25 protein-coding genes are annotated in these 23,834 nt (G+C 61.7%); 13 read left to right on the forward strand and 12 right to left on the reverse strand.

The genetic code is table 11. The features are described from left to right. The coding region (locus VNT00_RS14680) for a LysR substrate-binding domain-containing protein (RefSeq protein ID WP_325588759.1) at positions 1 to 672 on the forward strand (672 nt) is incomplete at its 5' end. Here the strand turns inward: VNT00_RS14680 and VNT00_RS14685 are convergent. After that, complete coding sequence (locus VNT00_RS14685) at positions 666 to 1,430, reverse strand: maleate cis-trans isomerase family protein (protein ID WP_325588761.1); 765 nt, start codon at positions 1,428 to 1,430, stop codon at positions 666 to 668. The genes VNT00_RS14680 and VNT00_RS14685 overlap by 7 nt on opposite strands. 117 nt (positions 1,431 to 1,547) lie before the next feature. Here VNT00_RS14685 and VNT00_RS14690 point away from each other — a divergent pair, with 117 nt between their 5' ends. The 7 genes from VNT00_RS14690 (at position 1,548) to VNT00_RS14720 (ending at position 8,002) form a co-directional block, all read left to right on the forward strand. Further along, a complete protein-coding gene (locus VNT00_RS14690) occupies positions 1,548 to 2,420 on the forward strand; it encodes a LysR substrate-binding domain-containing protein (RefSeq protein WP_325588763.1) in 873 nt (290 codons plus the stop codon). Between the two features lie 423 nt (positions 2,421 to 2,843). Next, the gene (locus VNT00_RS14695; protein ID WP_325588765.1) at positions 2,844 to 3,218 is read left to right on the forward strand and encodes a Rieske (2Fe-2S) protein; all 375 of its coding nucleotides are present in this window, start codon (positions 2,844 to 2,846) and stop codon (positions 3,216 to 3,218) included. A 66-nt stretch (positions 3,219 to 3,284) separates the two neighbouring features. Then, positions 3,285 to 3,890 (forward strand): cupin domain-containing protein, encoded by a 606-nt coding sequence (locus tag VNT00_RS14700; RefSeq protein ID WP_325588767.1) that lies wholly within the window; start codon positions 3,285 to 3,287, stop codon positions 3,888 to 3,890. Positions 3,891 to 3,988: 98 nt separating this feature from the next. Next, complete coding sequence (locus VNT00_RS14705) at positions 3,989 to 4,705, forward strand: dienelactone hydrolase family protein (protein ID WP_325588769.1); 717 nt, start codon at positions 3,989 to 3,991, stop codon at positions 4,703 to 4,705. A gap of 79 nt (positions 4,706 to 4,784) precedes the next feature. Further along, on the forward strand, positions 4,785 to 6,149 hold the full coding sequence (locus VNT00_RS14710) for an MFS transporter (protein ID WP_325588770.1): 1,365 nt from the start codon (positions 4,785 to 4,787) through the stop codon (positions 6,147 to 6,149). A gap of 76 nt (positions 6,150 to 6,225) precedes the next feature. Then, positions 6,226 to 7,101: a fumarylacetoacetate hydrolase family protein gene (locus tag VNT00_RS14715; RefSeq protein ID WP_325588772.1), complete on the forward strand. Its 876-nt coding sequence runs from the start codon at positions 6,226 to 6,228 to the stop codon at positions 7,099 to 7,101. Between the two features lie 55 nt (positions 7,102 to 7,156). After that, complete coding sequence (locus VNT00_RS14720) at positions 7,157 to 8,002, forward strand: IclR family transcriptional regulator (RefSeq protein WP_325588774.1); 846 nt, start codon at positions 7,157 to 7,159, stop codon at positions 8,000 to 8,002. Between the two features lie 75 nt (positions 8,003 to 8,077). Here VNT00_RS14720 and VNT00_RS14725 read toward each other — a convergent pair whose 3' ends face one another. Continuing rightward, entirely contained in the window at positions 8,078 to 9,007 is a 930-nt protein-coding gene (locus VNT00_RS14725) for a LysR substrate-binding domain-containing protein (protein ID WP_325588776.1), read from the reverse strand. 142 nt (positions 9,008 to 9,149) lie between these two features. On the opposite strand from VNT00_RS14725, the gene VNT00_RS14730 reads away from it, so the two are divergent. The 5 genes from VNT00_RS14730 to VNT00_RS14750 all read left to right on the forward strand — a co-directional run bounded on the left by VNT00_RS14730 (position 9,150) and on the right by VNT00_RS14750 (position 13,924). Further along, positions 9,150 to 10,274, forward strand: coding sequence for a cupin domain-containing protein (locus VNT00_RS14730; protein WP_325588778.1), 1,125 nt, complete (start codon positions 9,150 to 9,152; stop codon positions 10,272 to 10,274). Positions 10,275 to 10,406: 132 nt separating this feature from the next. Then, positions 10,407 to 11,318, forward strand: coding sequence for a fumarylacetoacetate hydrolase family protein (locus VNT00_RS14735; RefSeq protein WP_325588780.1), 912 nt, complete (start codon positions 10,407 to 10,409; stop codon positions 11,316 to 11,318). A gap of 45 nt (positions 11,319 to 11,363) precedes the next feature. Further along, positions 11,364 to 12,410, forward strand: coding sequence for a carbon-nitrogen hydrolase family protein (locus VNT00_RS14740; protein WP_325588782.1), 1,047 nt, complete (start codon positions 11,364 to 11,366; stop codon positions 12,408 to 12,410). Then, complete coding sequence (locus tag VNT00_RS14745) at positions 12,407 to 13,120, forward strand: GntR family transcriptional regulator (protein WP_325588784.1); 714 nt, start codon at positions 12,407 to 12,409, stop codon at positions 13,118 to 13,120. The genes VNT00_RS14740 and VNT00_RS14745 overlap by 4 nt, the downstream gene beginning before the upstream one ends. 330 nt (positions 13,121 to 13,450) lie before the next feature. Next, positions 13,451 to 13,924: a hypothetical protein gene (locus VNT00_RS14750; RefSeq protein WP_325588786.1), complete on the forward strand. Its 474-nt coding sequence runs from the start codon at positions 13,451 to 13,453 to the stop codon at positions 13,922 to 13,924. 60 nt (positions 13,925 to 13,984) lie between these two features. Here VNT00_RS14750 and VNT00_RS14755 read toward each other — a convergent pair whose 3' ends face one another. The 10 genes from VNT00_RS14755 to leuD form a co-directional block, all read right to left on the reverse strand. After that, positions 13,985 to 14,680 carry an ABC transporter ATP-binding protein gene (locus VNT00_RS14755; RefSeq protein WP_325588788.1) on the reverse strand — a complete coding sequence of 232 codons (696 nt, stop codon included), beginning with the start codon at positions 14,678 to 14,680 and terminating at the stop codon, positions 13,985 to 13,987. Continuing rightward, positions 14,680 to 15,435, reverse strand: a complete 756-nt coding sequence (locus VNT00_RS14760; protein WP_325588790.1) for an ABC transporter ATP-binding protein — start codon at positions 15,433 to 15,435, stop codon at positions 14,680 to 14,682. The genes VNT00_RS14755 and VNT00_RS14760 overlap by 1 nt, the downstream gene beginning before the upstream one ends. Beyond that, a complete protein-coding gene (locus VNT00_RS14765) occupies positions 15,428 to 16,396 on the reverse strand; it encodes a branched-chain amino acid ABC transporter permease (RefSeq protein WP_325588792.1) in 969 nt (322 codons plus the stop codon). The genes VNT00_RS14760 and VNT00_RS14765 overlap by 8 nt, the downstream gene beginning before the upstream one ends. 5 nt (positions 16,397 to 16,401) lie before the next feature. Next, positions 16,402 to 17,316, reverse strand: coding sequence for a branched-chain amino acid ABC transporter permease (locus VNT00_RS14770; RefSeq protein WP_325588794.1), 915 nt, complete (start codon positions 17,314 to 17,316; stop codon positions 16,402 to 16,404). 77 nt (positions 17,317 to 17,393) lie between these two features. After that, complete coding sequence (locus tag VNT00_RS14775) at positions 17,394 to 18,572, reverse strand: ABC transporter substrate-binding protein (RefSeq protein ID WP_325588796.1); 1,179 nt, start codon at positions 18,570 to 18,572, stop codon at positions 17,394 to 17,396. A gap of 310 nt (positions 18,573 to 18,882) precedes the next feature. After that, a complete protein-coding gene (locus tag VNT00_RS14780; protein ID WP_325588798.1) occupies positions 18,883 to 20,085 on the reverse strand; it encodes a 3-hydroxybenzoate 6-monooxygenase in 1,203 nt (400 codons plus the stop codon). Positions 20,086 to 20,177: 92 nt separating this feature from the next. Next, complete coding sequence (gene maiA, locus VNT00_RS14785; protein WP_325588800.1) at positions 20,178 to 20,816, reverse strand: maleylacetoacetate isomerase; 639 nt, start codon at positions 20,814 to 20,816, stop codon at positions 20,178 to 20,180. A gap of 2 nt (positions 20,817 to 20,818) precedes the next feature. Continuing rightward, positions 20,819 to 21,517, reverse strand: a complete 699-nt coding sequence (locus VNT00_RS14790) for a fumarylacetoacetate hydrolase family protein (RefSeq protein ID WP_325588802.1) — start codon at positions 21,515 to 21,517, stop codon at positions 20,819 to 20,821. A 310-nt stretch (positions 21,518 to 21,827) separates the two neighbouring features. Then, positions 21,828 to 23,057, reverse strand: coding sequence for a CaiB/BaiF CoA transferase family protein (locus VNT00_RS14795; RefSeq protein ID WP_325588804.1), 1,230 nt, complete (start codon positions 23,055 to 23,057; stop codon positions 21,828 to 21,830). 130 nt (positions 23,058 to 23,187) lie between these two features. Beyond that, positions 23,188 to 23,832 (reverse strand): 3-isopropylmalate dehydratase small subunit, encoded by a 645-nt coding sequence (gene leuD / locus VNT00_RS14800; protein WP_325588806.1) that lies wholly within the window; start codon positions 23,830 to 23,832, stop codon positions 23,188 to 23,190. Positions 23,833 to 23,834: the final 2 nt, after the last annotated feature.

Below are 23,834 nucleotides of genomic sequence, written 5' to 3' on the forward strand. Positions count from 1 at the left end.
CCGTTCGTCAGTGAAATGTCCCGGCAGTACCCGCATGTGTCGCTGCGTGTCTTCGAGGGCGTCAGCAACGTTCTGCACGACTATATGTCCGCCGGGCTGCTGGACTTGTGCATCATGCCTTTCGACGGCGTTCCGACCAGCGGATACACACAGACGCCGCTGGTGCGCGACCCGCTCATCGTGGTGGGCACAGCCGCCGACGGCCTGCATCCCGACCGCCCGGTGTCGATCGGCGACCTGGACAGCAAAAAAATCATCCTTCCGGGGCGCAGCAACCCCTTGCGGCAGCAAATCGAACACGCCCTGCAGCGGCGCGGCATGACCTTCCGGCTGAGCGTGGAAACGGATTCCCTGAACCTGTGCATCGAATTCGCCCGCCAGGGTATAGGCATGACGATACTGCCCGCCTGCGCGCTCCAGCCGCAATGGATCGGGCCCGACGCCAGCTGGACCTGGCTGAAGGGCATTTACGTGACCTGGGCGCTATACAAGAATCAGACCCGCAGCCACTCCGAAGCCCTGCACGAAGGGGCCAGGCTGATCCCTTCGATACTGGCCAGGAGCTTTGCGACGCAAGCCTGGCCCGGAGCGGAATCCGCGGATCCCGCCGTCAGGTCCGGCGGCGAAGGCGGACTGCCCCGGGCCGCCCGACGGCAAAAAAGAAATCAATAACGGCCGGACAGCAGGCTGCCGGCATCCGGCACCTGGCGCTGCAGGCCCAGCACCTTCAGCATCTGGTACACCGTGCTGATGGCCGCCGTGGTCACCGGCAGGCCGAGCTGGTTTTCCACCTGCTGTACCGACTGGAACGAGGGCATTTGCACGCAGGCCGACAGCACGACGGCGTCGACGCCGCTGGTGTTCAAGCGCTTTACATGCTCGGCGGGGGCCAGGGGATTCTGGCGGCCCACTTCCAGGTTGTCGGGAATCTCCAGCGAAACGGCGTCGTGGACTTCAATGCCTTCGTTCTCGATGTAGTCGACCACCAGTTGGGTAAGCGGCTTCATGTAGGGCGTAAGAATCGATACCTTCTTGGCGCCCATGGCATGCAAGCCGTCGACCAGCGCGCCGGCGCTGGACACCACCGGGGCGGCCCCGCCATTGGCCGCGGTTGCCTCGTGCAGACGCTTTTCGGATTGGCGGTGATAGCCCAGGCCCATGCTCATGATGGCCACCAGGCAGGCATAGCCCAGCACATCGACGCGCGCGTCGGACAGCTCCAGCGCGCAACGGTCGGAGTCGGCGTCCATGGCCTTGAGCTCTTCGGCCGTGACTTTCTTCATGCGCATGCGGCTGGAATGGAAGGTGAAACGCTCGCTGAACATGGATTCGCGGCTGCGCAGCATGAGCGGAATCTCGGTTTCCATCGTGGTGTTGGAGCTGGGCACGATTTGGCCGATGCGGTAATTGCGAGACGTAGTATTGGACATATGGCGAGTACCTGAGAGAATAGTGATGGTAGGTTCAACCTATATCATCGGCCATCCAGACAGCGCATACCAATATGGAATTCGTCTTGCAAACCAACTTTTGCCTATAAAAGCTACGTGGAACTACGACAACTACGCTATTTCGTCGCGCTGGCCGAAGAGCTGAATTTCACCCGGGCCGCCGAGCGGCTGCACATTTCGCAGCCGCCGCTCAGCACGCAAATCGCGCAGCTGGAATCGGAATTGGGCGTCAAGCTGTTCCAGCGCAATAGCCGCAAGGTCAGCCTTACCGACGCCGGCGCCGTCTTCCTGCACGACATACGCCTCGTCCAGGGGCGGCTGCGCGAAGCCACGGAACGCGTCAAGCATGTGCACGCGGGCCTGGCGGGCCGCATAGAAATCGGCCTGTCGGGTTCCCACTTTCTGGGTCCATTGCCGAAATTCATCAATACCCTGTCCGACACCCATCCCGATATCGACGTCGTCCTGAACGAAATGGCGCCCAACGACCAGCTCGAGGCGCTGCGGGAACAACGCATCGACATCAGCATTTCGCGCCAATCGGTGGACGACGACCTGCTTTGCAGCCGCCTGCTTTGGCCCGACCCCCTGCTGGTTGCCCTGCCGCCGGGGCACAACCTGGCGCAACGCGAAAAACTGACGCTGGCCGAACTGGCGCACGAACGCTTCATCATGCTGCGGCGCGAAACCTCGCACTTCGCCGACCAGGTTTTCATGGCCTGCGCCGCGCGCGGCTTCCAGCCCAACGTCGTCCACAGCGTCGCCGAGGTTCCCGCCCAGCTAAGCCTGGTCATGGCCGGACTGGGCATCGCCCTGGTTCCCACCTCGACCCGCGGCCTCAAGCCCGAAGCCCTGGCCTTCTGCACGCTGGACGAGCCGGACATCCAGGCCCACGTCCACGCCATCGTGCGCAAAAACCACAAAAAAGCCGCCATCGACACCTTCCTGGCCCTGCTGCAAGCCCGCTAAGCCGCCCCGGCGGTCGCCACAACCCACGGACGCCCTCTCTACAGGCGTCCGAGACCCGAACACTACTTTCCTTTGCTCGCCTGGCACACGCCCGGCGCCGCGCTTGGGCGTTCTTGATTCCCACGGCCCATCAAGCGGGCAGATTGTATTGCTTCGCCTGCTGGCTTCTTCATCGGCCCCAAAAATCCTTCCAGCGCAGGAAAATAGTTCATACAGAACTAGATTCTGTATTTTGGCAGTAACTTTCATGACCGCAAGGCCTTGAGAATGCCAAAATCCAAAATAATCATCCGTAAATACCCTAATAAATAAAGTATTTCCTTGCCCGGAACAAAACAGCCATGCTAAAAAGCATTTGTTCTGTTTATTGAACTTAGTTCTACATAAAGAACAAACGAACAATCTGAATAAACGGCTGTACTGATGAACACCACCTCTCAAACACCCTCGACGGACAGTCTTCAGGATTTTGTCGAAACCATCCCGACGAACGAGCTTCCTCCCGGAAGCCTCAAGCGATTCGTCGCCGGAAACCGGGCCATCGCTCTGGCGAACATCGATGGAAACATCCATGCCTTCGAAGACCGCTGCCTGCATTGGGGGGTGCGCCTGTCCGACGGCTGCCTCGAAGAGAACGTGGTGCGCTGCCGGGCCCATGGCTGGAAGCACGATCTCGTCAAAGGAGAAGTCGCCGCTTCGGAACCCCCTGGCGACGAAGGCCGGCCGCTTGTCACCTTTACCACGCAAATCCGCGACGGCTTCATCTGGGTGGGCACAACCCCCCAACGCCGTCCCTGACCCATTACCGCCGCGTCACGCGGCACACAAAGCACTTGCTGCTAATCAACCGTAAGGAGAAGTTAAATGGAAAGCGCAGGCCAACTCAGCCATTCCGAAGTCATGGACATCGATACCTATTTCAAACGGCTGGTACAGCCCGAAACGCCCCCGGCCATCTGGCGCTGGGAAGATATCGTCAAAGTCATGGACGGCATGGAGCAAGACCCCAAACGCTATCCGACATACCGCCGCGCCGTTTGCCTGGTCAACAATTCCTGGGCCGGGGCGCCGGGCGCATCGCCCGCGATCTTCGCCGGTTTTCAGCGCTTCCGTCCCGGCGAGCACCTGCCTCCCCACAAGCACAACTCGGTGGCCCTGTACTACTGGGTTCAAGGCAAAGGGCGCGCCATCGTCAACGGCACCGAACTGCATTTCAAACAGGGCGACGTCATGACGTGTCCCGCCTGGAACGAGCACCAGTTTTTCAATGATGGCGATGAAGACCTGATCATGTTCTCCATCCACGACTTGCCGATCCTGGCGCAAATGCGCGCGCTGTTCTGGGAAGAACCCATGGGACAAGAAAACATCCAGCATATCGTCAAGTCCGAAGCCGCCTCCTGGAGCGCGGAGGAAACCGAGCAGGACGTGGCCAACCTCAAATCCATCCTCATCAAGACCGCTGCCTGACCCCTGCTTCCGGATGGCGTAGCCCCGCCTCGGACCACGCCATCCGGATCCCAATACCAGAAAGCGCCGCGCCACCACCGTTATTGAAGGGCTTCATCTTGAATTCATCGATCACTTTCCGAACTCACCCGCCGGCGGCGGGAACTCTGAGGCGACCCGGATCCGACGCCCCCTCGCCCGCCGTTGTCATTCTTCCCGCCGTGGCGGGCCTGAATCCTTATTGCGCCGCCGTTGCCGATGCCCTGGCCGAGCAAGGGTATGCCAGCCTGGCCATCGACTATTACGCCAGGCGAGGAGGGGCGCCCGACCTGGACAGCCGCGCCAAGGCCATCGCCGCCGTCGCGTCGCTGTCCGATACGGAAATCCTGGCGGACATCGAGGACGGCGCCCGTTATCTGGCGTCGCAACCCTATGTGGACGAGAGCCGGCTTGCCGTCCTGGGCTTTTGCGTGGGCGGAACGTATGCGCTTCTTGCCGCCTCTAGTATGGATATGTTCAGGTGCGCCATCACGTTCTACGGCCCCCCGAAATATAACGAGCTCAATGCCAATAAGCCGCTATCGCCCATGGATGCCATAGCGAATCTTAAATGCCCTTTGCTGGGCCACTACGGGGAGGCGGATACGCTGATTCCAAAGCAGCATGTCGAAGACCTGCGTACGAGGCTGGAAGCAAAACCGGCCGAAATCTATACCTACCCCGGCGCCGGCCACGCTTTCCACGAGGACTTCAGGCCCGAGGCCTATCGCCCCATTGCGGCCCAGGAAGCCTGGCAGCGCTCCCTGAGGTATCTGCACTGGTATTGCAAAAACTGATACGACACATGCAACCGCCTCGAAGCCGGATCCCCGGCCGGAGGGCGAATCATGGACACAAAACAAACTGGAGACAATTATGTCGCGCATTATCAATGTAGAAGACGTAATCGATGAACAAAAAATAGGGCGGTTCAATATCGTTCTGCTGATTTGGCTATTTCTGGTGTTGATGCTGGACGGCTACGACATTACGGCGGCCGCCTTTGCCGGGCCCGAGTTGGTCAAGCACTGGGGCGTGGCACGGGCCGACCTGGGCCCCATGCTAAGCGCCAGCCTGTTCGGCATTCTGATCGGCTCTTTCATCTTCGGGTATATCGGCGACCGTTTTGGACGCAAGATCGGCACCATACTTTCCTGCCTGGTCTTCGGGGTGTTTACCGTGGCGGTTGCGTGGTCGACCACGCTTGGCGAAATGGCGACGCTGCGCCTGCTTGCCGGCATAGGCATAGGTGGAATCTTCCCGAATGCCGTTGCCCTGAGCGCGGAATACGCCCCCAAAAGGCTGCGCGCAACCATGATCATCCTGATGTTCACCGGGAATACGGTGGGCGCGGCATTGCCGGGACTGGTTTCCATGCTGCTGGTGCCGACCCACGGCTTCCAGATCCTGTTCCTGGTCGGGGGCATCGCGCCTCTGGTTCTGGCGTTCTGTCTGTGCTTCGCCCTGCCGGAGTCCATCAAATTCCTGGCGCTGGACGAAAGCCGCAAAAAGCGCACCCTGCAAATGCTGCGCCGCCTGAAGCCGGATTTCGCCTTCGATGAAAGCGACCGCTTCGTCACCAATGAAGCGGCCGGCAGCAAATTCCATATCCGGCAACTGTTCGAAGGCAGGTTCGCGCTGGCAACCCCGCTGCTGTGGCTGTTGTTCGCCCTGAACCTGATGATCTTCTATTTCATCAACAGCTGGATGCCCACCCTGGCGGCGGCCGCCGACGCCCCCGCCGGCCACGGCGTGCTGGCGCTGACCATCTTCCTTCTGGGCGGAACCTGCGGAGGGCTGGCGCTGAGCCGGCTCGTCGACAAACAGGGCCTGAGGCCTATTTACATCATGTTCATCGTCGCCGTGCCGGTGGTCGCGTCAATAGGCTACCTGACCGTGGCATCGCCCGGGCTGCTGCTGGTTGCCGCTTTCATCGCCGGGTTCTGCGTGCTCGGCCTGCAATTCGGGCTGAACGCCACGCCGGGGCTTATCTACCCCACCTCGTGCCGCGCCAACGGCGCCGGATGGGCTTTCGGGGTCGGGCGCCTGGGCGCCGCGCTGGGCCCGCTCGTGGGGGGAATACTCATCGGGATGAAGCTGCCCATACAAAACCTTTACGTATTTGCCGCCCTGCCCCTGATCGTCGGCGCCATCGCCTGCTTCGTGCTCGACCGGGCTACCCGGCAAGCGCGGCAATCGTCGCCCCTCCCTCTTCCCATTATTGAAACCCAACTGGACTGAAGTCCCGCGCCCAGTCCACACGCACGGATTCCTTGCTCCAGGCAAGGGATCCGCCCCACCCGTTCAAGGATCCTGCATGAAAATCTGCCGTTTCAACGATAATCGATTAGGCATGGTCGAAGGCGACGCCATCGCCGACGTCACCCCCGCGCTTGCCGTCATCCCCCGGTATGGCTACCCTCTGCCCAATTTCGATCCTTTGATCGCCAATCTGGAACCGCTGCAAAAACGCATCCTGGAAATCCAGGCACAGGCCCCCCGCATTCCCCTGGCGCAGGCCACCCTGCTCAGTCCCCTCGCCAACCCCGGCAAAATCATCGCCGCCCCCGTGAACTACCAGAAGCACCTGGAAGAAGTGCTGAACGACAAAGACCTGCACCACGACGTGCGCATCAACCATATCCAGAAAGCCGGCTTGTTCCTGAAAGCGCCGAGCTCGCTCGTCGGCGCCGGCCAAGGGGTGGCCTTGCGCAAGCTGGATCGCCGGAACGACCACGAGGTGGAATTGGCCGTGGTCATCGGCAAGGCCGCCGACAACGTCAGCCGCGACGAAGCCCTGGACTACGTGGCCGGCTATTGCATCGGCCTGGACATCACCATCCGGGGCCCCGAGGAACGCAGCTTCCGGAAATCGCCGGACAGCTATACGGTTCTCGGGCCCTGGCTGACCACCCGGGACGACATCGCGGATCCCGGCCGCCTGGACCTGGAAATCTCGGTCGGCGGGGAAACCCGCCAGAAATCCAATACCTCGGATCTGATCATGGGTGTGGCGGACCTGATCGAATTCGCCTCGTCGTTCTACACGCTGCATCCCGGCGACGTCATCATCACCGGCACTCCCGCCGGCGTCGGGCCCATCCGGCCGGGTGACGTCATGCATGCGCGCATTCAGGGCCTGGGGGCCATGGATTGCGAATGCTACACTTTCCGCAAATGCTCCGGCGCCTGATCGTTACTCAACCACGCCCGAGCTTTTACGGCAATCAGCCAATCACCGAGCTTCCATGTCCATGCCGAATTCTTCCGTAATCGTTGACACAGCCCACAAAGTATCGACCATCGGGCTCGTCCCCGCGGTCGAGCGGGCCACCGCGATACTGAATTACCTGCAGGCCAATACCGATACGTCGGCGTGCACGGTGACGGGAATCGCCAAAGCCCTGAGCCTGCACAAAAGCAGTTGCAGCAACATCTTGCGCACCCTGGAATCCGCAACTCTCGTGGAATACGACCCGGACTCCAAATCCTATATGCTGGGCGCGGCGCTGATCGGGCTTGGCGCCACCGCGACCCGGCGGCGCGACATCCTGCAAATGGGCCAGCGCCCCATCGAGAACCTGGTGCGGCAAACCGGGCTAAGCTGCGTCACCTTCGCCCAGTTGCCCGACAAGAGCTTCCTTATCATCGCCCAGGCCGACAGCACCAAGGACGTCAAGGTCACCATCAATACCGGGCAATATTTTGCGCCCGGCACGCCGGCGCTTGCCCGGATCGCCATGGCCGGCATGACGACGGACGAAGTCGACGCCTACATCACCAGATACTGCCAGCCCCAGTTCACGGCCGTCACCAAAACCGAACGCGCGGCCATCTACCGCGAAATCGAAGCGATACGAACGCTTGGCTATGCCATCAGCCAGGGCGAATACTATGCCGGCAACACGGCCGTCGTCGCGCCCATCTTCACCGCGCAAGACGATGTCTGCCGCGGCATCGCCCTGATCGGCTTTACCAGCCAGATGAACAAGGACGACCTGCCCGCGCTGGGGGAAAAAGTAAGAGGCACCGCCCAGGCCATTACCCAGGCCGTCGGCGGGCACTATAAATTCCCGATTCAGGCCGCTGAATAACAAGCGGGCCCGACGAGGGCGAAGGCCTAGGGCCTGTTAACCCTTATTAAGGAGCCTCGTTAATGGCCCTGGCTGTCAGGCCGTGCCGTCCTTGACCGCCAGGCGCACGCATTCCAGCGCCTGCTCGACCGCCTTGGGATAGAGCTCGTCGTTGCGCCAGTACATGGACACCGACCCGAAGCCGTCCAGCGATATCGGCAGGATGCGCAGTATTTTCATATCGACCAGCATGACCGTCGCGCGGTGCGAGGCCGTGCCGATGGCGTCGCTGTTGTTGAGCAAGGTGATGTTGGCAATGACCGAATTGGACTCGATGTAGTGCGGCGGCAGGGTGTGGCCGGCCGCCGTCAGGGCGGCTTCCAGCGCGTTGCGGATCGGCGTGCGGCGCGGCCAGACGATCCAGCGGTAGGCCAGCACGTCGGCCCAGCCGATCTCCTCGCGCTCGAACAGAGGGTGCCCCGGCCGGGCCACCAGGTCGACGGGCTCCACGTACAGCACCTCGGTGCTGATGCTGGAATCATCGAACAAATCGTTGGCGCTGCGGCCTATGACGATATCCAGGTCGCCCTGCGACAGCAGCGACAGCAGCCTGTCCATGGTACCTTCCAGCAAGTCGATACGCAGATCGGGCATGCGTTCTGCAATGGCCAGGACAGCCCGGGGAGCAGCCTCGGAAGCCGCCGCCCCCGATGCGCCGATGGCCACCCGCCCGCCGCCGCCTTCGCGCAGCACGCCCATGTCGGCCACAGCGCGATCCAGTTGAGCATTGATGCGGCGGGCATGCCCGATAAGCGCTTCGCCATGCGACGTGGGAGTCAGGCCGCGCGCATGCCGCTCGAACAAGGTCAGGCCGATATCGCTTTCAAGCTCTTTCAGCCATTTGGACAAGCCCGGCTGGGTGGTATTGAGTAACGCGGCCGAGTGGCTGAGGTTTCGGGTTTGCGCCAGGCTGAGCAGAAACTTGAGGTTGCGCAGCCGGATGCGGTCGGTCCAGTCAGTTGCCATGCTGTCAGTTCGGTAAATGGAGAACCGCCCTAGCTTACGCCAGTCTCGGCATTTTCTCAGCGCCCGTCTTGCCATATCGGACAGAAATGGCTACATTATCGAAAATGAAGGATATTTTATAAAATCTTTTTCCGAGACAGCCATGACTACTGCTACCCGCGCCAATTATCGTGAAGACGTCGCCGGACGCGCCAACGTCGAAGATACCCCAGAATTGCTCGCCTATTACAGCGAACTTGAAAAACACCAGACCGGAGCCCTCTGGACCGTCGCCAACAAGATCGAGCCCTGGCAGCCCAAATCCAGTTCCGTGCCGGTGCTGTGGCGCTACCGCGACCTGCGCGAACATGTGCTGCGCTCGGCCGACCTGGTCTCGCCCGAAAAAGCCGGACGCCGCGTGGTCTACCTCAACAACCCTGGCCGCCAGGATGTCGCGGCGGCGGTGGGCTGGCTGTACTCGGGCCTGCAAACCATGCGTCCCGGCGAATTGGCCTCGGCGCACAAGCACTCGGCCAGCGCGCTGCGCTTCATCATGGAAGGCAGCGGCGCCTACACCATCGTCGACGGCCACAAAATGACGCTCGGCGCCAACGACTTCGTGCTTACGCCCAACGGCACCTGGCACGAACACGGCGTCAGCGAGGACGGCTCCCAATGCATCTGGCAGGACGGCCTGGACATTCCGCTGATGAACGCCCTGGAAGCCAATTTCTTCGTCGTCCACCCCGAACTGAACCAAGCCGTAACCTATCCCGTGGAAGACACCACGGCCGCCTGGTCGGCCGGCACCGGCCTGGTTCCGGCCAACGACACCTGGGCGCACGGCTACTCGCCGCTGTTCAAGTACGAATGGGAGCCCACCTACGAAGCTCTGGTGCGCTATTCCAAGGTGACCGACGGTTCGCCGTTCGACGGCATCATCATGAACTACATCAACCCCAAGACGGGCGGCCCCGTCATGCAAACCATGGGCGCCAGCATGCAGCTGCTGCGCCCGGGCGAGCACACCAAGGCCCACCGCCACACCGGCAGCTTCCTGTACCAGGTCGCCAAGGGCAAGGGCTACTCCATTATCAACGGCCAACGCTTCGACTGGCAGGAGCACGACATCTTCTGCGTGCCTTCGTGGATGTTCCACGAGCATGCCAACGCCAGCCAAAGCGAAGACGCCTGCCTGTTCTGCTTCAACGACATGCCCGTCATGAATTCCCTGGGCATCTACCGCGAAGAAGCGCTGGCCGAAAACGGCGGCCATCAAAAGGTCTAGCCGCAACCATCCGCATCGTCGGCGCAGCCGCGCCGGATGCGCGGCCCGGCCGGCCAGGCCGCACGCCAATACCTGTATTTCAATCCGGGCCCATCCACAAGCCCACAAGCATTCAAAACAAAGGAAGAACTCATGCGTTTAGTCACATACCGCGCCAATGTCCTGGAAGCCGCCCATCTTGGCGCTCTGGTCGACAACATGGTGGTCGACCTGGAACACCTTGGCGCGCTCAATGGCGTCGACCTGCCCGGCGACATGCTGGAATTCATCGACCGGGGCCCAAGCGCCGTCAAGACGGCCACCATGCTGCTGGAACAGAACCGCGCAAACTGGCCCGTGGGCACAGCGGTTCCCGTGCAGAACGTCAAGCTGCTGGCCCCCATTCCCCGCCCCCGCAAGAATATTTTCGGCATCGGCCTGAACTATGTGGAACACGTCGAAGAATCCAGCCGCTCGCTGGATACCTCGGCCGACCTGCCCAAGCAGCCCATCATCTTCACCAAGCCGCCCACCACCGTCATCGGCCCGGGCGACGCCGTGCAGCACAATGCCAAGCTGACCCAGCAGCTCGACTGGGAAGTGGAACTGGCCGCCATCATCGGCACGCAAGCCACGCGCATCGAAGAAAAAGACGCGCTGTCGCACGTATTCGGCTACAGCATCACCGTGGACATCAGCGCCCGCGACTGCCGCCGCGCCGGCCAATGGGTGTACTCCAAGGGCATGGATACCTACGCGCCCCTGGGGCCCTGCATCGTCACCGCCGATGAAATCCCCGACCCGCAAACCCTGGACCTGTGGCTGACCGTCAATGGCGAGATCAAGCAAAAGTCCAACACCAAGTTCATGCTGTTCAATGTGGCGCACCTCATCACCGACATCAGCGCCGGCATGACGCTGGAACCCGGCGACATCATCGCCACGGGCACGCCTTCCGGCGTGGGCGCGGGGCGCACGCCGCAGGAATGGCTGTGGCCGGGCGACGTCATCGAAGCCCATATCCAGGGCATCGGCAGCCTGCGCAATCCGGTCGTCGCCATCTAACGCGCTGCAGCCATCGCCGAACCCGTCAATCACGCAAGGATAGCCATGCTCAACCTTCCCAACGTCAAGGTCGCAGCCGTTCAGGCGGCGCCGGTTTTCCTGGACACCCAGGCAACCATCGACAAAGCCTGCGCGCTCATCGAGCAAGCTGCGCAGAACGGCGCGTCGCTCGTCGCATTTCCCGAGGTGTTCGTCGCCGGATACCCCTACTGGAACTGGATCATGACGCCCGTGGAAGGCAGCCCATGGTTCGACAAGCTGTGCCGCAGCGCCATCGAGATCCCGGGGCCTGAAATCCATCGGGTCGCCCAGGCCGCCAAGCAGCACGGCGTGCACGTCGTCATCGGCGTGAACGAGCGCAACAAGAACGGCATCGGCACGCTGTACAACACGCTGGTCTTCATCGGGCCGGACGGCAAGCTGCTGGGCCGGCACCGCAAGCTCATCCCCACCTGGGCCGAGAAGCTCACCTGGGCCAACGGCGACGGCGCCTCGCTGCGGGTGTACGACACGTCCATCGGCAAGCTCGGCGGGCTGGCCTGCGGTGAGAACACCAACACGCTGGCGCGCTTCAGCCTGCTGGCCCAGGGCGAGCTGCTGCACGTGGCCAGCTACATCTCCCTTCCGGTGGCGCCTCCCGACTACGACATGGCCGAGGCCATCAAGGTGCGCGCCATGGCCCACTCGTTCGAGGGCAAGGTGTACACCGTGGTGTCGTGCTCGACCATCTCGGATGAAATCATCGCCGCGTTCACGCCCAGCACTCCCAATGCCGAACAGCTGCTGCGGCGCAAGAACAGCGCCTTCTCGGGCGTCATCGGCCCGGACGGGCGCCTGATCGGCGAACCGCTCATCGACCAGGAAGGCATCGTCTACGCGGACGTCGACCTGGGCAAGTGCATCCAGCCGCGCCAAATGCACGACATCGTGGGGCATTACAATCGCTTCGATATTTTCGACCTGCGCGTCAACCGGCGCACCCAGCAGTCGGCGTCGTTCTCGGATCAGTCCGACAATGCATCGCTGGACTACGACGAGGAATCCGCCACCCGGGCGCAGGCATTCGACAACCTTGCCAATACCGCAAAATGATACTTCCCGCCGCCAATGCATCCGCCGCCCCGGAAAAAGCGCCAACCCTGGCGGAACAAGCCTATCAGGGCCTGAAGCGCGACATCATGTCCGGCGAGCTGGCTCCCGGCCAGGCATTGCGGCTCGAATTCCTGAAGCAGAAGTACCAGCTCAGCTTTTCGCCGCTGCGCGAGGCGCTCAACCGCCTGCAAAGCGAACGCCTGGTCGATGCATTCGCGCTCAAGGGCTTTCGGGTCTCGCCGCTGTCGGTCAAGGAAATGCGGGATTCCATCGACACCCGCATCTTCGTGGACTGCGAGGCGCTGAAGCGCTCCATCGAGCGCGCCTCGGATGAATGGGAAACACGGATCGTGGCGGCGCTGCATGCGCTGGACATCGCAACACAACGCCGCAATGGCGGGCAGGCGGGCGAAGATCAATACGATGTGATCGAGCAGCGCCACCTGGCCTTGCACCAGGCGCTGGTGTCGGCATGCGATTCGCGCTGGCTGCTGGATTTCTCGGCCCGGCTGTACGTGCAAACCGAACGCTATCGGCGTCCGATGCTGGCGAACACGGCCGGCTATGGGGCGCAGCGGGATGTTTCCAACGAGCACGAGCAGATCGTCGCGGCCACGCTAAAGCGTGACGTGGCGGCCGCCACTTCGCTATTGGCGGCTCATTACGAGAAGACAGCCTCCCTGATCGAGAGCTCGCTGACCGAGGCGTGACACGATTGCCTTCCTGGCCCGTGCAGCGGTTTTTAACACACGGGCGGCGGGGAGGCTGTGCCGCGCCGGCCCTCGTGACCGGTTCGGCGCACCAAGCGCCGAACACCGCGTCGTCCCGCTCGTCCGCCCCTCCGGGCTCCCTTCGCGGGCGCCTCGCTCGGCCCCGCAAGGGCCATCGCAGCACAGCCTCCCCACCACCCGCTGCAATATCGTTGTGCGTCTCATTGCCGGGACGCTTGGCGTGCTTGGCGTTTTGGCGTACCACTGACCAAAAATTGAAAGACCTCATGCGCCCGCCCGGCGCGGCCCGCCTGCCGGGCCGCTTGGGCATTGAAATTGCGCAAAGCCAAGCATAAGCTCGGCCTGGCACCAGCACAGCCCCATCTAAAGCAAGCCAAAGGCGAAGGCAGGCCCGCAGGGGGCCTGCCGGGAGCCGGGCGCAGCGATGCCTTCTTCGACCAGCCGAAAACCAGCAACGTGATCGCACAAACACAAAAACCAGCGGCATCAAAACACCGGCCGACGGACATCAGCAAAACGACGAGCTACTCAAATGCAGTGGTGTCGGGGCTGGGCTTCGATTTTCCGACTTTCGGGGCTGAGCGAGCCGGAAGCGAAGGGAGCCCGAAGGGGCGGACGAGCGAGGCGATGCGGTGTTCGGCGCGCGGGGCGCCGAACCGGTCACGAGGAGGAAAATTGAAGCCCAGCCCCGGCGCCACGGATCAAAAACGCTCGACACCACGGATTAAGAACACCCGCCATCACCAGACAAAACCCAAGCACCACGAATCAAAAGTTCTTTGATACGCTAGATAGCCAGCCTGTCAACGACGATCCCGCAGCCGGCTCCCGCCAACGCAGGAATCAAACCCCCAGATACTGGTTGACCAGCTCCGGCTGCTCCATAAGCTCTTGCGACGTGCCGTTCCAGACGATGCGGCCTTTTTCGATCATGTGGTGGCGATCCACCAAATGCCGCATCTCTTTCAAATTCTTGTCGATCAACAGAATCGTCTGGCCCTCGGTCTTGAGCTGATGCAGGCAGGCCCAGATCTCCTGGCGGATGACGGGCGCCAGCCCTTCCGTGGCCTCGTCCAGAATCAACAGCAACGGGTTGGTCAGCAAGGCCCGGCCAATGGCCAGCATCTGCTGCTCGCCCCCCGAAAGCGTGCGCGCCGATTGCGTGCGGCGCTCTTTCAGGCGCGGGAAAAGCGCAAACACCTTGTCCAGCGTCCAGTTGCCATTGTGATCGTTGCGCTCCGTCGCCACCAGGTTTTCCTGCACCGACAGCGACCCGAACACATGCCGCCCTTCCGGCACCAGGCCAAAGCCCAGCCGGGCAATACGATGCGGGCGAAGGCCGTTCAGCACCTTGCCGTCGAATTTGACCTGGCCGCCGCGGATGGGCAGCATGCCCATCAAGGTGCGCACCGTGGTGGTCTTGCCCATGCCATTACGGCCCAGCAAGGAAACCACCTGGTGGGTGGGGACTTCCATGTTCACGCCGAACAGGACCTTGCTGGCCCCGTAGCCCGATTGCAAATCTTCCGCCTGCAACATCAACCTTCTCCCAAGTACGCTTCGCGTACAGCCGGATGCTCGCGCACCTCGTCGGGCACGCCCGTAAAGATGGGCTGGCCGTACACCAACACGGTAACGCGGTCGGCCAGCGCAAAAACAATGTCCATGTCGTGTTCGACCAGCAGCATGGCGTACTGCCCCTTCAGCCCCTGAAGAATGTCCTTCATGAGCAGGGACTCTTCAGCCCCCAAGCCCGCCATGGGCTCGTCCAGCAGCAATACCGACGCATTCAGCGACAAGGCAATGGCCAGCTCCAGCTGGCGCTTTTCGCCATGCGCCAGCTCGCCCACTTTTTCGTTGGCGCGGTGCGCCAGCCCGACTTTGGCCAAGGCCTCGCGGGCCGGCTCGCGCAACGCCGGATCCTTGCGCGCATTGCGCCACAAGTTATAGCGTACGGACGACTGCGCCTGCACCGCCATGGCCACGTTGTCTTCGGCGCTGAATTCGTTGTAGAGCTGGCTGATCTGGAAGGAACGAGCCAGTCCGACCGAGGCGCGCTTGTACGCCGGCAGCCGCGTAATGTCGCGCCCGTCCAGCAATACCTGCCCCGAATCGGGGAACATCTCGCCGCTAAGCTGCGAAATGAGCGTAGTCTTGCCTGCCCCGTTGGGGCCGATCAGCGCGTGCAGTTCGCCCTGGCCCACGGTAAGGCTGGCGTCGTTGGTGGCAACCAGAGCGCCAAAGGCTTTGCGCAGGTTGCGGATCTCGAGTTTTGGAGGCTTTACGTTAGTCATAGTTTTTGCTTCCCGCCAGCCAGCCAAACAATCCCCGCTTGGCGTACAGCACTACCAGTATCAATATCGGACCCAAAAACAGCATCCAGTTTTCCGTCCAGGCCGTCAAGGTTTGCTCCAGGCCCAGGTAAACGGCCGCACCCAGTATGGGGCCGTAGATGCTGCCCATGCCGCCCAGGACGATCATGGCCATGAAGTCCCCGGACTTGAGCCAGGCCGCCATGTCGGGGCTGGCATACAGGGCGTAGTTGGCCCACAGCGCGCCGGCCAGGCCGGTGCCCGCCGCCGAAATCACGAAGGCGGTCAGCTTGTAGCGCATGGGGGCGTAGCCCAGATTGATGTTGCGCCGCTCGTTCTGCTTGAAGCCGCGCAGTACCATGCCGAAGGGCGACTGGACGATGCGCCGGCACACCCAGACCCAAATGGCCATCAGCGCAAAACACACGTAGTAAAAGACCGTGGGATCTTCCAGGTCGATCCAGGGCATCACGTTGCGGGCTGTCACGGACAAGCCGTCGTCGCCGCCGTAAAGCACCAGGCCCACCAGCACGAAATACAGCATCTGGGCAAAAGCCAGCGTGATCATGATGAACTGCACCCCCGAGGTGCGCAGCGACAAGAAGCCCATGATCAGCCCGACGACCGCCGCCAGCACCATGGCCAACGGCCAGATGATGAGCGCGGAATGCGAACCGGCCCAGCCGAAAATGGCGTCGCCCGCGTCCATGTGGAAGCCGATGATAGCCACTACGTAGCCGCCGATCCCGAAGAACGCGGCGTGGCCGAAGCTGATCATGGCCCCGTAGCCAAGTACGAGGTCGAGGCTGACGGCCGCCAGCGCATAAATGACGAAGCGCGTCGCCATGTTCGTGATGAAGCTGTTGCTGGTGACGTCCGCAATAAACGGCACCAGCAGCAACAAAACGAAGATGACGCCGACAATGAGGTTTTTTCTGTTCATGTTGACTATCTTTGCGCCGGAATAAGGCCGCGCGGCTTCACCAGCAACACAATGGCCATGAGAATGTAGATGCTGGCCGATACCAGGCTGGAGCTGACCGAGTCGCTGTATTGCGGCGGCAGCAGATGCGACATCCAGATAGGAATGTAGGCCCGCCCGATGGTATCGGTAATGCCCACCAGCAAGGAGCCCAGCAGCGCGCCGCGCACCGACCCGACGCCCCCCACCACGATGACCACGAAGGTGGTGATGAGCACTTTTTCGCCCATGCCGATTTCCACGGCCAGCAGCGGAGCCGCCATGACGCCGGCAAAGCCGCAAAGCAGGGCGCCCAGCGCGAACACCAGCATGAACAGCCGGCGGATGTTCACACCCAGCGCTTCGACGGTTTCGCTGTCGTCCGCCCCGGCGCGCACCAGCATGCCCACCTTGGTCTTGGAAATGAGAAACCACATGCCCAAGGCAACCAGCACGCCGGCGCCGATGAAGGCCAGGCGCATGATGGGGTAGTTCAGTCCGGGCAGAATCGGCACCGAGCCCGAGAACATGGGGGGAATCGCCACGAAGGGGGGGCTGCGCCCGAAAACCATGGTGACCAGCGCGTTGGTGAACAGCAGGACGCCCAGCGTGGCCAGCACGTGGTCGAGGTGTTCGCGGTGGTACAGGCGGCTGATGACCAGCCGCTCGACGATGAGCCCGTAAAGGCCTGCGCCCACCACCGCCGCCAGAATCGCCACGGTGAACGAGCCGGTGGCGGCGACGGCCATGGCCGCGCAAAACGCGCCCACCATGTAGAACGAGCCGTGCGCCAGATTGACGACATTCATGATGCCGAAAATCAGGGTCAGCCCGGCCGACAGCAGAAAGAGCAGGGCGCTGTATTGCAGGCCGTTCATGGCCTGCTCAACCAACATATACATAGCAGTGTCCGGTATGCTTTGCGCCTGCCGGGAGGACGCATCCCCCGGGCAGGCGCAAAGCAGGGCTTTAACTAGGCTTACTTATCCATCTTGCACAAAGAGGCGTAAGGGTCGCCATGATTCTTGACGATGACGTTCAAGGGTTTGTAGTCCAGCTTGCCTTCGGCGTTAGGCTCGACCTGCACCAGATACCAGTCCTGGATGGGGTACTGGTTGGGGCCGAACTTGAAGTTGCCGCGCACGCTTTCGAAGTCGGCCTTGCGCAGCGCCGCACGGAACTGGTCGGGCTTGCCCTTGAGGTCGCCATTGACGGCCTTGAGCGCCGAGCCGATCAGGCGTGCCGTGTCGTAGGACGTGGCCGCGTACACCGTAGGACGACGGTTGTAGGCCTTTTCGAACGCAGCCACGAACTGCTTGCTGGCGGCATTGTCCTGCGAGGCCGTCCATTGTGTGCTCAGGTAATAGCCCTGGCCCGCCTGGCCGGTGGCGGCCAGCATGCGGTCGTCCATGGAGTACAGCGGGGTAACCATCTTGATGGTCTTGTTCAGGCCCGAATTGGCGAACTGCTTGGCAAAATTGATGCCGGCGCCGCCGGGCAGGAATTCGAAAATGCCGTCGGGATGCAGCGAACGGATGCGCGCCAGTTCAACCGAAAAGTCGGATTGGTCGAGCTTGGTGTAGATTTCGGCCAGAATTTCGCCCTTGTAGGCGCTCTTGAAACCGTGCAGGGCATCGCGGCCCGCCTGGTAGGCCGGCGCAATGAGCACCATTTTCTTGACGCCCAGCTGATTGGCCGCCATGGCGGCGGTATCGCTGTACGAGTCGTTCTGCATGGCCACCGAGAAGAAATTGGGGTTGCAGGCCTTGCCGGCGAAGTTGGAGGCGCCAGCGTTCAGGCTGACGTAAAAACCGCCGTCTTTCACGACGCTCGGCGCCACGGCAACCAGAACGTTCGAAAAGTTGATGCCCGTGAACAGGCGCACGCCGGACTGCAGCATTTTTTCGGCCGACTGCTTGCCCGAGCCGGGCTTCAGGCCATCGTCCTCGATCAGGACGTCCACCGGCACGCCGCCCAGCTTGCCGCCGTCTTGTTTGACCGCCAGCATGAAGCCGTCGCGCTCGTCTTCGCCGATATAGCCGGCGGGCGTGGACAACGTGGTGATGAAACCAATTTTTACGGGCTCTTGCGCGGAGGCGACGCCGCTGGCGCATAGCACGGCTGCTGCAAAGCCGCTCAAAGCTAGTTTACGAAGCATGTTATCTCCTTGATTTTCACCGACATTTATCTGGATGCGTCGGTGATGTTAAACGAATCTTTCGAACTCCAGGACTTTCCATAGAAATCGGAATGCCATGCATTTCGAATCCCAAATGGTGCGCAACGGATTTAAAGGGTCAATATTTTCGAAAGTTTATATGTTTTTATAAAAAGCAACAAGAAAGGGATGGACAACCACCACTGCGGGACTACGCAGCCGGCAATGAAATGCCGGCGGTCAATGCCGTGAATCCAGGCCCGCTCCCGGATTCCGGCCAAAATCTCGCCGACGGCCGAAGCCCGACCCGTCAACGAGGCTCGAGACAGTTTTCCTTGCGCCAGCCGTACAGCCACTCCAGTCCGCTATAGAACTGTTCTTGCGACTTGCCCTTCCAGAGCAGGTTCCGGACTGTCCGCTCGACGCCCTTGGCATGGTAGATGCGGCCCATTTCGCGGGTGGACCACACCACACGCGCAGTACGGGGAACCCGCAGCGATTCGTAAAGCCTGAAGGCGGCGTCCAGGTCGCCCTGGCACCGGCCCACCGCCTCGCCCAGGGTCACGGCGTCTTCCAGGGCCATGCAGGCGCCTTGCGCCATGTACTGGGCCATGGGATGGGCGGCATCGCCCAACAGGGTGCACCGGCCGCTGCCCCATTCGTCCACGGGGTCGGCGTCGGCCGTGGCCCAGCGCCGCCAGGAGGTAGGACGGTCGAGCATCTGGCGCGGGCGCGCATGGATGCCTTCGAAATAGGAAAGCACTTCTTCCTTGCTGCCGTCGGTCACGCCCCACTCTTCCTGCTCGCGGCTATGGAAGGTAACGACCAGGTTGTACTGCTGACCGCCGCGCAAGGGGTAATGCACCAGGTGGCAGCGGGGGCCGGCCCACAGCATGGGCGCGTTCACCCGCAAGTCCTCGGGCATGTTTTCCAGCTCGACCACGGCGCGGTACACCACATGGCCGGTTACCCGGTGGTGGCGGCCGATGGTCTTTTCGCGAACCACCGACTTGACCCCGTCGCAGCCCACGACGGCATCGGCGCTATAGACATTGCCGTTGGTGTCGACAACCTCGACGCCATCCGCCTTGACCTTGACGTCGGCCACGTGCGTGGACGTCTTGAACCGGATAAGGGGGTCATGCTGAACCGCTTCGAGAATCGACAAGTGGATGTCGGCCCGATGGATGACCCCGTAGGCGCCGCCGAAACGCTTGCGGAATTTCTCGTCGGTCTCGATGCGCACGACCTCGGTGGCATCGACCGCGTCCATCATGATGATGTGGTCGGTAAACACCGCGCGCCGGCGCGTGGCTTCGCCCGCGCCCAGGGCATCCAGCGCATTGAAGGCGTTGGGCCCCAACTGGATGCCGGCGCCGATTTCACCGATGTGCGCGGCCTGCTCGAGCAGCAGCACCTCGATGCCCTGCCGGGTCAGGGACAACGCAGCGGCCAATCCGCCAATGCCCCCACCGACAACAATAATTTTTTGCTTCGATTTTTGTCCAGTCATTTTCGTCTTCCACATTCAAGTCCGGCGCGCCGCGATATCGGCCACAACCAGCATGAACCCGGGCATTGCCCATGCCCGGATTTCACAACGCACTATTTCTGAAAATCAGGCTGCTGCGCAGGCGCGGCTTTCTGGAAAGCCGGCAGCGCGTTGCAATGCTCGTACACCGCCATGATGCGCGGAAACTTCTGCACATCGCAGCCCATGCGCAAGGCATTGGCCACTTGCGGCACCAGGCAGCAGTCGGCCAGCGACACCTGGCCGCCAACGCAATACTGCCCCGACCCGGTGCGCTCGAGCAGGGCTTCCAGCGAGGTAAAGCCTTCATCGATCCAATGGTGATACCACTCGTTCTTTTTCTCGTCGGAAACGCCCAGCTCCTTGACGAGATAGCGCAACACCCGCAAGTTGTTCAACGGATGCATATCGCAGGAAACCAGGTTGGCGATCTCGAGCACCCGGGCGCGCGGCTGAGGCTCCTGGGGAATCAGGCGCGGCTCGGGAAACTTGTTGTCCAGGTAGTCGATGATGGCCATCGACTGGCCCAGCTGAAAGCCGTCGTCGTCCAGCAACGGCACGCTGGCGCTGGGGTTCTTGGCCACGTAATCCGCTTCCTTTTGCTGCATGACGCGGATGTTGACGGGATGAAAGTTGTAGTCCTGGCCCTTTAGCCCCATCACGATGCGCACACGGTACGACGTGGAGCTATTGAAGAAGCTGTACAGATCCATGTTTACACCACTTTGACGGTGATGCTGCCCAGGCCCTCGACCGAACCCACCATGGTCTGGCCGGCCACGACGGGGCCGACGCCTTCGGGGGTGCCGGTGTAGATGATGTCGCCTTCTTCAAGCTTGAAGTACTTGGACAGGTAGCTGATGGTTTCGGCAACCGACCAGATGAGCTTGTCCAGGCTGCTGCCCTGCTTGCGCGTGCCATCGACGTCCAGCGTAATGGCGGCCTTGTCGATGTTTTGCACCGAGGCGGCGGGATGGATGGGGCCGATGGGGCCGCTTTGGTCGAAAGCCTTGCCCAGTTCCCAGGGGCGGCCCATTTCGCGCATTTTCATTTGCAGGTCGCGGCGCGTCATGTCCAGCCCGACCGCGTAGCCCCAGACATGGCTCAGCGCGTCTTCGACGCTGATGTTCGAACCGCCCTTGCCGATGGCGGCGACCAGTTCGATTTCATAGTGGTAGTTGGAGGTTTCCGAAGGATAGGGGATCTCCAGCGTTTCGCCGTAGGCAACGGGAATGACCGCATCGGCCGGCTTGCAAAAGAAGAACGGCGGTTCGCGATCGGGATCGAAACCCATTTCACGGGCATGGGCGGCATAGTTGCGGCCCACGCAATACACGCGGCGTACGGGAAAGGTATCGCTGCTGCCGACGACGGGCACGGCAACGGTGGCGGGAGGAGTCACGACGTATGACATGGGTGTAGACCTCTTGAAAACGGGAATGGGGAAATGCCGGTTATATGCTCAGCGCAGGAAACGACTTCGACGGCAAGTTGTGCCTGGCCCAATGACATTCCTGGCGCCACAAAGACGCGGGCCGCCGGAATAGTCACAGCGGCCCGGCTCTGGCAAACGCCCAGTTTCGTGGCGCACAGGCTGCTTAGCCTGACTATACGGTTTTTGAGCGATTCTGTGTGGGTTTTGGTATACGATTATTTATGAAATATAAATATGAAACATACAATAAATTACATACCGAACTGGCTTAGCCTTCATTTTTCCTGCCTCAAGCCAGCCCCGCCTCGCGCAATTTCATCAATTGCTCGGGCGTCACGCCAATGGATTCCAGCACTTCTTTGGTGTGCTCGCCCAGCTTGGGTCCCAGCCAGGCGGTCTTGCCCGGCGTGGCGCTAAGCTTGGGCACAATGCCCGGCAGGTCGATGGGATTGCCATCGGGCAGTTGAAACCGCTGGATCATGTCGCGTGCGCGGAAATGCGCGTCGTTGTAGATGTCTTCGGCCGTATAGATGCGACCGCACGGCACGGAAGCCGCTTCCAGCACGCCGAGTATGGTTTCCAGGTCGTGCCTGCCCGCCCATTCCTGGATGGCGTTGTCCAGCATTTCGGTGTGGCGCACGCGCCCGTCGTTATGCTCCAGTTCGGGATTGTCCGCCAGGTCCTGGCGCCCAATTGCCGCCATCAGGCGCTTGAAGATACCGTCGCCATTGCCGGCAATGACGACATAGCGTCCGTCGCCGCACAAATAGGTATTGGAAGGCACGATGCCCGGCAGCGCGGCGCCGGTGCGCTCGCGCACGTGGCCCGTCATGGCGTATTCGGGAATCAGGCTTTCCATGACCGCCAGCACGGCTTCGCTCAGCGCAACGTCGATGAATTGGCCCTTGCCGCCGTTGGCCTTGAGGTGATGCAGGGCCATGAGCACGCCGATGACGCCGTACAGGGATGCCAGAGTGTCGCCCAGGCTCACGCCCACGCGCACCGGCGCGCGGTCCTGGAAGCCCGTTACATAGCGCAGGCCGCCCATGCATTCCGCAATGGCGGCAAAGCCCGGCCGATGGCTGAACGGGCCCGTCTGCCCATAGCCCGAAACGCGCAGCATGATGAGCTTGGGGTTGACCGCCGAAAGCTGCTCCCAGCCCAGGCCCCATTTCTCCAGCGTGCCGGGCCGGAAGTTCTCGATGACGACGTCGGCTTCGGCGGCCAGCTTGCGAACGATTTCCTGCGCCTCGGGCGACTTCAGATCCAGGGTCACCGATTTTTTATTGCGGCTTTGCGCATACCACCACAGCGACGTGCCTTCGTGCAGTTTGCGCCAGCTGCGCAAAGGGTCGCCCCCTTTCGGGGACTCGATCTTGACGACGTCGGCGCCGAACTGGGCCAGCAGGGCGCTGGCATAGGGGCCGGCAATCAAGGACCCAAGCTCAAGAACCCTGACGCCCGCCAAAGCCTGTTCCTGTTTCGCTTCCCGGTTTGATTCCTGAGCTGTCTGAGTCATTGCTTGATCCTGTTTGAGCGAAGGGCGGCATCTCGCCGGCCTGGGCAAATATACGTAAAACCGCAAACCATGCGGCATCCATTATAAGTAGCGCGAACGCCGGATACCGAGGCACCCGGATCGCCCGGCATCAGGCGCGTTCGAACAGCCAGGGTTCTTGCCGGCGGCGCTGCGCCTCGTAGGCGCGGATTTTTTCAATGGCGGACAAGGTAAGGGCAATGTCGTCCAGGCCTTCCAGCAAGCTGCGCTTGCGCGCGGGCTCGATATCGAATTTCCACGCTTTTCCCGACGGAGCCCTGACCGTCTGCGTGGGAAGATCGATCGACAAGCGGTAGCCCACGTTGCGGCTCACGGCATTGAACAATTCGTCCACGATGGCCGTGTCCAGCACAATGGGAAGCAGGCCGTTCTTGAAACAATTGCCGAAGAAAATGTCGGCGAAGCTGGGGGCGATCAAGGCCCGGAAGCCATAATCGTGCAGCGCCCAGGGAGCATGCTCGCGGCTCGAGCCGCAACCGAAATTCTCGCGCGTCAACAGGATCTGCGCGCCCTCATACCTGGGCTCGTTCAAGGAGAATTCCGGATTCGCGCGGCGCGACTTGGGATCCTGGCCCAGCCCGCCGGGGTCGAGAAACCGCAGTTCATCGAACAAATGGGCACCGAATCCCGTACGCGCTATCGATTTGAGAAACTGCTTGGGCACGATGGCATCGGTATCGACGTTGCGGCGATCCAGCGGAGCGACCAGGCCGTCGAGCGAAATGAATGCTTCCATGG

The sequence above is a fragment of the Eoetvoesiella sp. genome (assembly GCF_035555955.1).
Lineage (GTDB): Bacteria > Pseudomonadota > Gammaproteobacteria > Burkholderiales > Burkholderiaceae_B > Eoetvoesia.